At 65.7% G+C, this 14,215-nt stretch carries 5 protein-coding genes and 1 pseudogene; 4 read left to right on the forward strand and 2 right to left on the reverse strand.

What is annotated here, in order from left to right:
* Positions 1–80: 80 nt before the first annotated feature.
* A complete protein-coding gene (locus ACQ4WN_RS00410) occupies positions 81–2,492 on the reverse strand; it encodes a catalase (RefSeq protein WP_436549771.1) in 2,412 nt (803 codons plus the stop codon).
* Between the two features lie 236 nt (positions 2,493–2,728).
* The gene (locus ACQ4WN_RS00415; protein ID WP_436549772.1) at positions 2,729–3,082 is read right to left on the reverse strand and encodes an ElaB/YgaM/YqjD family protein; all 354 of its coding nucleotides are present in this window, start codon (positions 3,080–3,082) and stop codon (positions 2,729–2,731) included.
* A 585-nt stretch (positions 3,083–3,667) separates the two neighbouring features.
* On the opposite strand from ACQ4WN_RS00415, the gene ACQ4WN_RS00420 reads away from it, so the two are divergent.
* The 4 genes and pseudogenes from ACQ4WN_RS00420 to ACQ4WN_RS00435 all read left to right on the forward strand — a co-directional run.
* Positions 3,668–4,159: a hypothetical protein gene (locus ACQ4WN_RS00420; RefSeq protein ID WP_436549773.1), complete on the forward strand. Its 492-nt coding sequence runs from the start codon at positions 3,668–3,670 to the stop codon at positions 4,157–4,159.
* A gap of 78 nt (positions 4,160–4,237) precedes the next feature.
* Positions 4,238–10,534: a cadherin-like beta sandwich domain-containing protein gene (locus ACQ4WN_RS00425; protein WP_436550083.1), complete on the forward strand. Its 6,297-nt coding sequence runs from the start codon at positions 4,238–4,240 to the stop codon at positions 10,532–10,534.
* Entirely contained in the window at positions 10,524–13,799 is a 3,276-nt protein-coding gene (locus tag ACQ4WN_RS00430) for a hypothetical protein (protein ID WP_436549774.1), read from the forward strand. The genes ACQ4WN_RS00425 and ACQ4WN_RS00430 overlap by 11 nt, the downstream gene beginning before the upstream one ends.
* 66 nt (positions 13,800–13,865) lie before the next feature.
* Positions 13,866–14,052 (forward strand): annotated as a pseudogene (locus ACQ4WN_RS00435) (hypothetical protein); the annotation flags it as partial.
* Positions 14,053–14,215 lie beyond the last annotated feature (163 nt).

Here is a 14,215-nt window from a genome sequence, read left to right on the forward strand (position 1 = left end):
TGTTGCAGGGCGTTGCGCAGGCAGGGCAAACAGGGTAGGAACGGGACCGGCGAGGCCGGCTCCGTTGCTGAGGCAGCCGCTCACACCCTCGGCGGGTCCGTTTCGCGTGCGAATGCACGGTGCGCCGCCAGCGCCTTCTTGAAGGCGGCTAAGGCTTTCACCACGTCGCCGGACGGCGCAACGATGATGGCGGGATCAGGCTTGCCATCGGGCAGGGCCGCCGGCACGCCTGCTTTGTCCAGCAAGCCCTTGCCCGCGCCGATAGCCAGCATCGGCTTGCAGTGGCGGTATTGCAGGCGCAGGAAGTCGAGCGCGTTGGCGTCGTCGCCCAGTTGCTGCACGGCGCCCTGGCCGTCGGCAAGCACGACGGCGTCGAACAGCACGGACGGTCCCGCTTCGAGCGAGATTTCCACGTCGAGCGGCGCGCCGCCGCTGGTGTCGACCCGGCCAAGCTGGCTGCCCACCAGGCGCGGCACGGCGCCGTCGGCCAGCAGCGCGGCATAGATGTTGCGCACCTGCGCGCCATCGCTGCCCGGCCCCACCAGGATGCCCACGCGCAGGGTATGGATGCCCGTCTTGCCGGGACGGAAAAAGAGCGACAGCGCTGGCGACGGCGCATACACGGGCAGTGGCTGCTGGGAAGCGCGCGGCATGACGGGCGGCAGCGCAAGGCCCAAGGCATCGGCCAGGCGCTGCGCCAGGGTTTCGTCGACATTGCGCAGCATGGCGACGATGCGCTGGCGAATCACCACCGTCTGCACCTTGCTCAGCTCAAAGCGGAACGCATGCACGATATGGTCCTGTTCGACCGGCGTCTGGCTGATCCAGAATAAACGCGCCTGGCCATAGTGCTCGGCGAATTTCTCGGGCTTGCCGCGCACCTTGTCGCCCTCGGCGGGCGCGGGAAAACTGTTGAAACCCTTCGCGCCCGCCTGGAACGGGCAGCCGCCCGCCAGCGAATTGGGTTCGTAGGCGACCCGGCCACGGTTGATGGCCTGGCGGTGGATGCCGTCGCGCTGGTTGTTGTGCACGGGTGCCAGCGGAGCATTGATGGGAATTTCATGGAAGTTGGCGCCACCCAGGCGCGTGATCTGCGTGTCCATGTACGAGTGGATGCGGCCCTGCAGCAGCGGGTCGTTGGAAAAATCGATGCCGGGCACGATGTGCGCCGTGCAAAAGGCCACCTGCTCCGTCTCGGCGAAAAAATTGTCCGGGTTGCGGTTCAAGACCATTTTCCCGACGGGGACAAGCGGCACCAGCTCTTCGGGAATCAGCTTGGTGGGATCGAGTACGTCGAAGGGAAACGCTTCGGCCTGCGCTTCCGTGAAGACCTGGAAGGACAACTCGTATTCGGGATACTCGCCGCATTCGATGGCTTCCCACAGATCGCGCCGGTGGAAATCAGAATCGGCGCCGCTGATCTTGACGGCTTCGTCCCACACGAGCGAATGCGTGCCAGCCATCGGCGACCAGTGGAATTTGCAGAAGACGGACTGTCCCTTGGCATTCACGAGACGGAAGGTGTGCACGCCGAAGCCCTGCATCATGCGGTAGCTGCGCGGAATGGCGCGGTCGGACATGGCCCACATCAGCATGTGCGTGATTTCCGGCGACAGCGAGGCGAAATCCCAGAAGGTGTCATGCGCGCTGGCCGCCTGCGGCATGCCATTGTGCGGCTCGGGTTTGACGGCGTGGACCAGGTCGGGAAATTTCATCGCATCCTGGATGAAGAAGACGGGCATGTTATTGCCCACCAAATCCCAGTTTCCCTCTTCCGTATAAAACTTCACGGCGAAGCCGCGCACGTCGCGCGCCGTATCGGTGGAGCCCCGTTCGCCGGCCACGGTGGAAAAACGCACGAAGACGGGCGTGCGCTTGCCCGCCTTGGCAAACAGCGTCGCGCGCGTATGCTTGCTTTGATCCTTGTAGCATTCGAAGTAACCATGGGCGGCCGAGCCGCGCGCATGCACGACGCGCTCGGGGATGCGCTCGTGGTCGAAGTGCGTGAGCTTTTCACGCAGAATAAAATCTTCCATCAGGGTGGGACCGCGCAAGCCCGCCTTCAGCGAATTCTGGTTGTCGCCCACGGGCACGCCCTGGTTCGTCGTCAGCACGCAGCCACTGTCATCGGACCTGGCGCGGTCCAGCGAGGCATTCGCGGCACTCTCGCCAAGCGCGGGCTTGCCATCGCCGGTCTTCGGTGACGCTGTCGTTTCACCCGTGGTGCTGGCCGTGGCGAGCGCTTCGCCCGCTGCCACATGCACGCCTTCGGCCGGCGTGCGCGCCGCGTCGCCATACTGGCCGCCTTCCTTGGGATTGACAGCCATGGCCGCAGCCAGCTGCTGGCCGGCGGCCGTTTTTTGCAGCAGCGAACGGGTCATATCATTGTCCGCGCCCAGGCTGTACGGCGCCTTGCTATCGGATGGGCCGGACATGCTGCTCAAGACGGAACCCGCACCGTCCGTGGACGGCGTTTTCTTCTTGCTAGCCATGTCATCTCCTGTGAATAGTTTGCCCCGGGAAGTAACGCTACAACTCCCTCATTCAGCGCACGAACAGGGCAATCAAAATAATGATGGGAATAGGTATGCCGATCAAGCATAACAAAACGGAGCGCAGCATCACTCTCGTATACTGCCTGCTACTGTGCGCGTGGGCGCTGGCCCGCCCCGCCATGACGGCGAAGGGAACAGCGCCCACGACAGCACCTTCCAGCAAGGCGTAAAACTTATTTACGCGAACCCAGCAGTTTCGACAGGCCATAACCGGCCGCCGCCGCAATCAGCAGCGACACGGCAGGGCGCTCGCGCACATAGCCGCGCCCCGTCTCGCCGGCGCGCTGGCAGGCGGCGCCTAATTGCTTGCCGCGCGCCATCAGCGTTTCGGAGGCTTTGCTGACGGTGTCGCTCACCTGTTCGATGCGCTCGCCCACCTGGTCCACGCCGTCGTGTGCGCGCGTGGCCACCTTGTCGGCCAGGGGCTGGGCCTGGCTTGCCACCTTGTCGATGGTGCGGTGCAAATCCTGGCGGGTATCCTGGACGCTGCCGTTCATATCGGAGCTGGTTTTTTCAATCGCGTTCATGATGGTTTCCTTTAAAAGTGAATAAATCCAACCATGCTCGATGCCGTGACCGAATCATGATTCTCCTCGCTTCGGGGAAAAAGAAGCGGCTAAACGCTGCCGGGCTGAGCCATATCAACGACTGGATCAGCAGCAAGCTGTTGGTACTACCTTAACTGCACCTGCTGTGCGCCACCGTGCGCTGCCACACCTTGTGACTCAGACTTAAATGCCTGCCAGAAATAATAATCGTCGCAGGCCTGGTGAGGAGGCGGGCGGGAACCTCGCGCGAACTGGCCGCCACCGCCCGCGCCCAGGGCGTGGCCGTCACGGCCTAGGACGCATTCCACGCCAGCAAACCACCGAACGCCATCCACATCTCCCTGGGCAGCATCCGCGACCGCGCGCGCCTGGCCAACGCCTTGAAAAAGCTGTCGCTGCTGCTGGCGCACAAGCCGGTGGTGCACCAGGAGTTCGTCATTTAGGCGGTAGATGAGCGCGTCGGCGCAGGCTGGCGGGGAACCAAGCTTCAGACGAAATAAGCACCGTTTATGCGGTAATGCCGTTCAGTTGAGCAGATTTTCGTAGCACGCGCGTGCAACAACGGTGTGGTTTTTCCTCGACGGCCCGGTCGCATTTTCGATCGGGCCGTTCCTCATTCAGAAGGCTAAGCAGCCTTTCACGCAGATGTTTCATCGAGGCGCACAATTTTCCGCAGGAGCTGGTGACGGCGCCGGACTGTCTTTGCAGCTTGCGCAGCGCTACCGCAGATTGGAAACGCTAGGCCTGGGCCGCTTGACAACAGTCATTTTGTGGCATTTCGACAACAGCGAACAAACTGCATGGCAATCCGCCATAAATAACTATGAGAAATTAAAATTTCTTCACATAATTAACTTTGCAGCAACAATAAGTTTTTTCCCGCTATTCCTGCGGGATGCGCAATATCCAATTCGCATGTGTAGTGTTTCAACAAGCGCAGGAAAACGGACCCGCCGGTGCCGTCATGAAAGCCCGCCGCATCTTATTCACCAGCATCCCGAACACCAAAGGCCTGACGCCGCCGCCTGCCCTGCTGCGGACGGGCAGGCTTGTTAGACAATGAAAGACGAAAAAATGAGCAAATTTGTCGTATCAACGTTCCCCACCACACCGATGTGGTGGCGTCTCTTCTTGATGGCATGCATATGCGCCAATCTTCTTTTTCCCGCGCCCGCCTGGTCGTCCGGCGCGCCGCCAACCGCAGCCACATCAATCCAACCGGGAAAACAAATCCTGTTTGTCGAAGATAATGTCGCAGATTATCGGGAACTCATCGGCAGCGGCCCCGATCACATGGACGTGGTGGTGCTCGACGGCGAGCGCGACGGCTTGCGCCAGATCGCTCAGGCGCTGGAAACCCGGCGCGACATCGCCGGCCTGCATCTCATTTCGCACGGCAGACCGGGCAGCTTGCAGCTCGGCTCGCTGCAACTGGGCCGCCAGCAATTGAACGAGCGCAGCGCCGACCTCGGTATCATCCGTGCCGCCCTGCGCCGTGACGCAGACATTCTGCTGTACGGCTGTAACGTGGCCGAAGGCAAAGCGGGCCAGGACTTTATTGGCGCGCTGGCCGGACGCACCGGCGCACGCGTGGCCGCCTCGAACAACCGGACCGGCGCCGCCGCCCAGGGTGGCGACTGGCAGCTGGAGGCGCGCACCGCTCCCCTGCGCAGCACCGCGCTGGCCTTCCCCGCCTACCGCCACGTCCTGCCGTCGGTCGCCGGCACGATGACCATTCCCATCAGCCAGCCCGACTTCTCCTTCTCGTTTCCCTCCATCGTCGACGGGCAGGCCGGCACGGGATCGATGGATATTCCCAACGTCGTCTACGAATTCTATTTCGCCAACACGGCCGATACCCGCTTCGGTGAGGTCGGCAATGCCGACCTGGCGGGCGGCACCGGATCAATGTTTCTTTTCTACAACCCCAACACCATGGACTTCGACGCGGTCGGCTCCCTGATCGTCAAGGCCCAGTCGAACCGGACCTTCGGCATCTCGAGCTTCCGCATCCAGGATACGCAATCCAACTCCGCCACCTACACCCTCACCGGCTATCGCAACGGCGCGCTGGCCGTGGCCGGCTGGAACTTCACCACGGGAGGCAACATCAACCCGGTCCCGATTTCGCCGCCGGCCCAGTTCACCAACGTCGACGAGCTGCGCATCACCAGCAACGGCGGCACCGCCGGCATCGGCGCCAAGTTGTTCCGGGAAGGCTTCAACAGCTTTGTGTTCACCGAACCGACCGCGAATGCCGCCCTGTCCGGCCTGAGTGCCACGGCCGGTGCGCTCAGCCCAGCGTTCGCCACCGCCACCACCGCCTACACTATCGCCGTGCCCAATGCGACGGCCAGCACCACCATCACGCCCACCGTCGACACCCCGGGCACGACCGTCACCGTCAACGGCGTGAGCGTCGCCAGCGGCGCCGCCTCCGGCAGCATCGCCCTGAATGTGGGCGCCAACACCATCACCACCATCGTCACGGCGCTCGACGGCACCACCACCAAGACCTATACCGTGACCGTGACGCGCGCCGCCTCGAGCAACGCCAACCTGTCGGCGCTGTCGCTCTCGAGCGCCACCCTGAGTCCGGCGTTCGCCGCCGGCACCACCAGCTACACCGCCAGCGTGAGCAACGCTACCACCTCGCTCACCGTCACCCCGACCGTGGCCGACGCCAACGCCAGCATCACCGTCAACGGCGTAGCCACCAGCAGCGGCAACGCCTCGGGCGCGATCGCGCTGGCGGTCGGCGCCAACACTATCACCACCGTCGTCACCGCGCAGAACGGCGCGACCAAGAGCTATACCGTAACCGTGACCCGCGCCGGCTCGAGCAACGCCAACCTGTCGGCGCTGTCGCTGTCGAGCGCCACCCTGAGTCCGGCGTTCGCCGCCGGCACCACCAGCTACACCGCCAGCGTAAGCAACGCCACCACTTCGCTCACCGTCACCCCGATCGTGGCCGACGCCAACGCCAGCATCACCGTCAACGGCTTAGCCACCAGCAGCGGCAACGCCTCGGGCGCGATCGCGCTGGCCGTGGGCGCCAACACTATCACCACCGTCGTCACCGCCCAGAACGGCGCGACCAAGAGCTATACCGTGACCGTGACCCGCGCGGTCTCGGCCAACGCCGACCTGTCGGCGCTGGCACTGTCGAGCGCCACCCTGAGTCCGGCCTTCGCCGCCGGCACCACCAGCTACACTGCCAGCGTGAGCAACGCCACCACCTCGCTCACCGTCAACCCGACCGTGGCCGACGCCAACGCCAGCATCACCGTCAACGGCGTAGCCACCAGCAGCGGCAACGCCTCGGGCGCGATCGCGCTGGCGGTCGGCGCCAACACTATCACCACCGTCGTCACCGCCCAGGACGGCACCACCACCAAGACCTATACCGTGACCGTGACGCGCGCCGCCGCGAGCAATGCCAACCTGTCGGCGCTGGCGCTGTCGAGCGGTAGCCTGAGCCCGGCCTTCGCCGCCGGCACCACCAGCTACACGGCCAGCGTGAGCAACGCCACCGCCTCGCTCACCGTCAACCCGACCGTGGCCGACGCCAACGCCAGCATCACCGTCAACGGCGTAGCCACCAGCAGCGGCAACGCCTCGGGCGCGATCACGCTGGCGCTCGGCGCCAACACTATCACCGTCGTCGTCACCGCGCAGAACGGCGCGACCAAGAGCTATACCTTAACCGTGACCCGCGCGGTCTCGGCCAACGCCGACCTGTCGGCGCTGGCACTGTCGAGCGGCAGCCTGAGCCCGGCCTTCGCCGCCGGCACCACCAGCTACACGGCCAGCGTGAGCAACGCCACCGCCTCGCTCACCGTCACGCCGACCGTGGCCGACGCCAGCGCCAGTGTCACCGTCAACGGCGTGGTCACCACCAGCGGCAATGCTTCGGGTGCAATCGCCCTGAACGTGGGCGCCAACACCGTCACCACCATCGTCACGGCCCAGGACGGCACCACCAGGACCACCACCGTGACCGTGACCCGCGCCGCCTCGGGCGACGCCAACCTGTCGGCCCTCGGCTTGTCGAGCGGCAGCCTGAACCCCGCGTTCGCGTCCGGCACCACCTCCTACACCGCATCGATCACGGCCGCGACCACCACCATCACGGTGACGCCGACCGTTGCCGACGCCACCGCCAGCATCACCGTCAATGGCGTGGCCGTGGCCAGCGGCAACGCCTCGGGCGCGATCGCCATGAACACCGGCTCAAACACCGTCACGGTCGTCGTCACCGCGCAGAACGGCACGCCCAAGACCTACACGGTCACCGTGACGCGCGCGGTCTCGAGCAACAACAACCTGTCGGCGCTGACACTGTCGAGCGGTAACCTGAGCCCGACCTTCGCCGCCGGTACCACCAGCTACACCGCCAGCGTGAGCAATGCCACCACTTCGCTCACTGTCACCCCGACCGTGGCCGATCCAACCGCGACCGTCACCGTCAACGGCGTGGTCACCACCAGCGGCAACGCCTCGGGCGCGATCGCCGTGAACACGGGCGCCAGCACCGTCACGGTCGTGGTCACCGCGCAGAACAGCACGACCAAGACCTACACGATCAGCGTGACGCGCGCGGCCTCGGCCAACGCGACCCTGAACGCCCTGGTCCCCTCGGTCGGCAGCCTGAGCCCGGCGTTCGCCAGCGCCACCACGGCCTATGCGATCGACCTGCCGAACAGCGCCACCGCGCTGAGCGTGACCCCGACCGTGGCCGACAGCACAGCTACGGTCAGCGTCAACGGCGCGCCCGTCGCCAGCGGCAGCGCCTCGGCACCGGTCGCGCTGGTCGTGGGCAGCAACACCGTGACCATCGTGGTCACGGCACAGAACGGCACCGCAGTCACCACCACCGTCAAGGTCACCCGCGCGGCGCCGGCCACGGCCTCCCTGGCTGGCCTGGTCTACTCCGACAACAACCACGATGGCGTACGCGACAGCGGCGAAACCGGCCTGGCCGGGGTCACCGTCAAGCTGGACGGCACCGACTTCGACGGCGCGAAGGTGGCCCTGAGCACAGTGACCGGCGCCGACGGCGGCTTCGCTTTCAACACCATCAAGGGCGGCACTTACACCCTGACCGAACTGCAGCCATCCGACAAGCGCGACGGCAAGGAAACGGCCGGCAACCTCGGCGGCACCGTTGATAACAGCGGCTTCGACGACAGCACCGCGCACAACCAGATCAGCAACATCGTGATCGCCCCCGGCCAGGCCGGCAGCGGTTACTTGTTCGGCGAACAGAGCAGCGGCACCCTGCAAGGCTTCGTGTATGTCGATAGCAACGACAACGGCATCAAGGATGCGGGAGAAACGCCGCTGGCGGGCGTACGCATCAATCTGTCCGGCAGCGCCACCGGCGTTGCCACCAGCGGCGCCGACGGCAGCTTCAGCTTTCCCGCCCTCGCCGCCGGTAGTTATTCGCTGAGCCGCAACGTGGCCGACCTCGACGGCGCCCAGTACACCGACGGACGCGAACGCGCCGGCGCAGCGGGTGGAAAGGTCAACGACACCGGCTTCGGCACCCTGCCTTATCAGACCAGCATTAGCGCGATCGACGTCGATGACGCCAAACTGGCCGCTTCGGGCGGCAAGCTGGACGGATATCTGTTCGGCCTGCGCAAGCGCGTCGCCAACGGCATCAAGCTGCCGATCGTCAGCGGCGCGGTGCAACTGAGCAGCAAACCGACGCCGGGACACAGCGGCGGCGCGCTGGTGGCCGGCTGGAATGTGACCTTGTCGCAAAACGACAAGCAAATATGCGGCGTGAGCAGCGATGCGCAGGGCCAGTATCAATTCAACAATCTGGTATGCCCCGGCTACGAACAGAGCGGCTTGCCTACCGGCAGCGGCTTTACCATCCGGTTCAATAAATCCGGCAGCAACCTGGGCGGCAAGCCGGAGTCGGGCGGCGAGGCCGGCCTGGAGTCGCCGCGCGCTATTCGCAACCTGAGCCTGTCGGCCAGCGACGAGATCAGCCAGCAAAACCTGCCGCTCGACCCGGCCGGCATCGTGTATGACTCCGTCTCGCGCCAGCCGCTGGCCGGCGTCACGGTCACCATCGACGGGCCGCCCGGCTTCGATCCGGCCACCCACCTGGTCGGCGGTGCGGCCATCCAGAACCAGTTGACCGGCGCCGACGGCGCTTACCAGTACCTGCTGCAGAATGGCTTTCCGAGCGGCGTCTACACGCTGGCCGTGCTCACGGCGCCAGCCGGCTACGGCACCGTCTCGGCCCTGCTGCCACCCTGCGCCGGCACGCTGAACGTGGGCGCAGTGCCCGATCCGGCATTTATCCAGAACAGCGACGTGGCCCCGGGCACCGGCGTGGCGCGACATAATCCGGCCGCCTGCGACGGCCTGGTTCAGGGCGGCTCCGCCAGTACCCAGTACTATCTAAAGCTGTACATCACCAACGGGGTGTCGGCGCCGATCTTGAACGACCACATTCCACTGGACGCGGCCGTGGCCGCGGGCCTGTCGCTGAGCAAAATCGGCGACCGTCAGAGTGTCGAACTGGGCGACACGGTGCGCTATACCATCGTGCTGCGCCAAAGCGCCGCTTCCACCATCCGCCAGGCCAGTGTGCGCGACGTACTGCCGTCCGGCTTCCGCTTCATTCCGGGCAGCGTCACGCTGAACGGCGTGCGCGCCGCCGATCCGGTGGTGGGCCCCGGCGCTGTACTCGGCTTCCAATTGGGCGGCGCGACGGCCGGCCGTGAACTGGTGCTGGGCTACCGTGTGCGGGTCGGCGTCGGCAGCATGCAGGGCGACGGCGTCAACCGCGCCCGCGCCTACGTCTGCAACAGCGCCGACGGCTGCCTCGACGCGACCACGCTGGCACCGCGCGCCGGCGCCACCACCTCCAACGAAGCGAGCTTCAAGGTGCAGGTCAGCGGCGGCGTGTTTACCAACGAGGCCTGCGTGGCCGGCAAGGTCTTCACCGACTGCAACCGCAACGGCGTGCAGGATGCTGGCGAAGCGGGCATCCCGGCGGTGCGCCTGTACCTCGAGGACGGCACCAGTATCACCACAGACGCCGACGGCAAGTACAGTTACTGCGGCCTGAGCCCGACCACGCACGTGATCAAGGTCGAGCCCGTCACCCTGCCGGCCGGCAGCGTGCTGGGCGAAACCAGCAACCGCAACCTGGGCGATCCGGAAAGCCTGCTGCTGGACGTGCGCAATGGCGAGCTGATTCGCGCGGACTTCGCCGAAACCTCGTGCGCCGCGCCCGTGCTCGAACGCATCAGGCTACCCCGCTCGCCCCAATCGGGGCAAGCACCGCCGTCCGTTGGCGGTTCCGGCGTCACATTCTCAAGTAAGGTAAAAAACAAGGTGAACAACAATAGCGCGGGCAAGCCGCCAGTGACAGAGCCGGCACAAGGGGAACAACATGCGCAATAAATCCCTGCCTTCCCTGCCCACGGGCCCGCGCGCCCGCCTGCTGATTGGCGTACTGGCGATTGCGGCCGCTTATCCGCTGCATGCCCAGACGATGGCACCGCAGGCGACACCGGCCCGGCCTGGCCAGATGGCCTTGCGCAGCGATCCGGCACTGGCCGACATCGTGGTAGAGACCGACACCAACATGCTGCCCGGCGACGGCCGTTCCCAGGTCGCCGTCACGGTGCACCTGCTCGACGCCAATGGCCAGCCGCTGCGCGGCACCACCTGGATCAGCGCCGACAGCAATGGCGGCCGCATCGTCGATCCCGGCGCGGCCCCCGGGCTGCGCCTGGGTGCGCCGGTCGACCGCCTGCTGCGCGGTACCCGCATCCAAGTCGAGGACGGGATCGCCCGCTTCATCGTGGTCGCGCCGCCACACGCCCAAGACGTAACCTTGTCGGTCGCCAGCGGCGCGCTGCAGGCTCAGGGCCAGCTCAGCTTCGTGGCCGAACGCCGTCCCTTGTTCGTCGCCGGCGTGGCCGAGGGCGTGATCGGCCGCCGCCAGGGTTCTTCGGGCAGCCCGCAACGCTTCAACGATGGCTTCGAACAATCGCTGACCCACTGGAGCCGCCAGTTCAATGGCGGCAAGGACGATGTCGCGGCGCGCCTGGCCTTCTTCATGAAGGGCGACGTCGGCGCCGACAGCACCGTGACGGCCGCCTACGATTCCGAAAAGGCGAACAATAGTCGCCTGTTGCGCGACCTCGATCCGAACCGTTTCTATCCCGTCTACGGCGACGAGGCGGTGACCGCCTTCGACGCGCGTTCCGCCGAGCGCCTGTACCTGCGCCTGGACCAGCGCAAGAACTACCTGCTGTACGGCGACTTCGCCACCGGTGCCGAATTCAGCCAATTGGCGGGCGGCGGCGCCGGAAGCGACGCTTCCCTGCACAAGCTGGGCCAGTACAACCGCACTGCCACCGGATTGCGCGCTCATTACGAAGAAGGCGCAATCAGCGGCAACGCCTTCGCCATCCACGACAGCCTCAGGCAAGTGACCGAGGAGTACCAGGCCAACGGCACCTCCGGCCCGTTCGCAGTGCGCAGCAACAGCGCGATCCAGAATTCGGACAAGGTCGAACTGCTGGTGCGCGACAAGAACCAGGCCAACCTGGTCAAGCAAGTGGTGGCGCTGCAGCGCTATGTCGACTATAGCTTCGAACCGTTCAGCGGGCGCATCCTGTTCAACCAGGCCATCGCCACCCTGACGCCGGACGGCGACCCGCAATCGATCCGCATCACGTACGAGGTGGACCAAGGCGGCGAAAAATTCTGGGTGGCCGGCGCCGATGCCAACGTGGCGCTGGGCGGGAACGTCAAAGTAGGCGCCTCCATCGTCGAGGACCGTAATCCCGACTCGCCCTACCAGTTGCAAAGCGTGGCCGCACAGATCCGCCTGGGCGCGGGCACCGAACTGGTGGCCGAAGTGGCGCGCAGCAATTCGACCACTTATACGATAGGCCAGGGCGCGGCAGGCCAGAGCGTGTCGGCTACTCCGACCCGCCAGGCCGGCGAGCAAATGGACGAGCGCGACGGCAACGCCGGCCGCATCGAACTACGCCACCAGGACGAGCGGCTGGAAGCGCGCGCCTGGTGGCACCAGGCCGGGCGCTACTTCAACAATACGGCGGCCGGCCTGGGTGCCGGACAAAGCGACGCCGGCGCCAGCGCCAAGTGGCGCATGGACGAGCGCACCCGCCTATATGCGGAAGCAGTGCGCAGCGATAACGACTACGCCGACGCCGCCCGCCAGGGCCAGCGCGCGGGCGTGCTATACGCGCTGAGCGAGCGCCTGAACCTCGACCTCTCGCTGCGCCATGTGCAGGAAAACGGCCAGTTGACGCCCAACGCCGGCATCGCTCCCAACACGGCGCCGCCGGGCAGCGCGCAAACCCCAAGCGGCGGTTTCTTCGGCAGCCTGGACGGGGCAGGACTAGATACCCTGAGCGGCCTGCCCCTGAACACCCAGGCCACCCAGGGCGGTGCAGCGCCCGCCCCCTACCGTGGGGTCGATGCCACCACCGCGCGGGTCGGCGTGCAATTCAAGGCCAGCCACAAGCTGACCGTCAGCGCCGACGCCGAGCACAGCGTCGACGGCGAACGGCAGCACCGCTACGGCGTCGGCGTGCAATACGCGACCGAGTCGAACGGCCGCCTGTACGCGCGCGCCGAAACCCAGAGCGGGCTGGCGTCGTCGTACTCGATCAACCCGGCCGAGCGCGGCACCAGCGTAGTGGCCGGGATCGACACTTCGTACATGGCGGGCGGCAACGTGTTCAGCGAGTACCGGCTACGCGACAATGCCGGCGATCGCGCCGGCCTGGACTTGAATGACGGACACAACGCACAACTGGCTTCCGGCCTGCGCAACAGCTGGCAATTGCGCCCCGGCGTGAACGTCAGCACCGGTGTCGAATACGTCAAGGTACTCAACGGCAGTGCGCAGGAGGCGGCGGCCTTGAGCGGCGCCATCGATTACCGCATCGATCCGCTGTGGAGTGCCTCCGCCAAGCTCGAATACCGCAAGCTGTTCGACCGCGCCGACCAGGCCGCCGACCAGGGCCAGGACCAATGGCTCAATACGGTGGCGCTGGCGCGCAAGATCAGCGACGATTGGACTCTGCTGGCGCGCAATTACCTGCTCTACCAGCGCAACCGCGCCGACGCCCTCGGCGCGCCGCTGGGGAATACCTTGCAGGACCGCGCGCAACTGGGATTTGCCTGGCGTCCGCGCGAGCGCAACGACGTCAACGCGCTGGCGCGCTACGAATACAAGACAGTGCGCGACCATGCGCGGCCCGACGGCGAGGATTACCGCGCCCACATCGTCTCGACCCATGTCGACTACCACCCGAGCCGGCCCTGGTGGATCACGTCGCGCCTGGCGGGCAAGCTCAACACCGACCATACCCTGCCCGCCGGCGAGCAAAAGTACAGCGCTTGGCTGCTGGGCGGGCGGGCGGTGCTGGACGTGGCGCCGAAATGGGATGTGGGGGTGCTGGCGTCAGTGCTGTACAGTCCGCAGGGCAAGAGCCGCCAGTACGCCTACGGCGCCGAGGTGGGTTACCAACTGGCGCGCAATCTGTACCTGTCGGTCGGACATAACCTGTCCGGCTTCACCGACAAGGACCTGGCGAGCACCGATTACACGGCACACGGCACGTTTATGCGGCTGCGCTTCAAGTTCGACGAGAAGACGTTTAAATCGGCCGGAAGGATGTGATCAACGTTGCCTCATCCCTTCTTTGTCGCCCTATAAGCGCCGCAAAGAATACTGGAAACGGCCACGATCAACCGCAAGCGCATGCAGCGATTGATGCGTAGCACCGGGCTGGCGCGAATGGCGCCAGGGCCGAACATGAGCAAGGCGCATCCTGAGCAGAAGGTATATCCCTACCTTCTGCGAGGGCGTACCCGTGGCGCGGCCGAATCAGGTGTGGGGCACGGACGTAACGTATACGCGCACGCACACGGGGTTACGCTTGGTGCCGGGCGTGCAGAATTCCGGCAGGTACAGGACGCGCACGCAATGGAAGGCCGCCTCTTTTCGGCGACCGTCGCGGCTATGCGACTGAATCCCCCTCCACGCAAATCCTGCACAGGCCATGCATGCAAGCGAAGTACAAGCCGGAAATGACA

The sequence above is a fragment of the Janthinobacterium pasteuri genome, assembly GCF_051380775.1.
Classification (GTDB): Bacteria; Pseudomonadota; Gammaproteobacteria; order Burkholderiales; family Burkholderiaceae_D; genus Janthinobacterium.

Bases quoted from the DNA above. Each gene is read 5' to 3' on its own strand.
- ACQ4WN_RS00410 (WP_436549771.1), bottom strand. From the start codon at position 2,492: ATGGCTAGCAAGAAGAAAACGCCGTCCACGGACGGTGCGGGTTCCGTC.
- ACQ4WN_RS00415 (WP_436549772.1), bottom strand. From the start codon at position 3,082: ATGAACGCGATTGAAAAAACCAGCTCCGATATGAACGGCAGCGTCCAG.
- ACQ4WN_RS00425 (WP_436550083.1), top strand. From the start codon at position 4,238: ATGGCATGCATATGCGCCAATCTTCTTTTTCCCGCGCCCGCCTGGTCG.
- ACQ4WN_RS00430 (WP_436549774.1), top strand. From the start codon at position 10,524: ATGCGCAATAAATCCCTGCCTTCCCTGCCCACGGGCCCGCGCGCCCGC.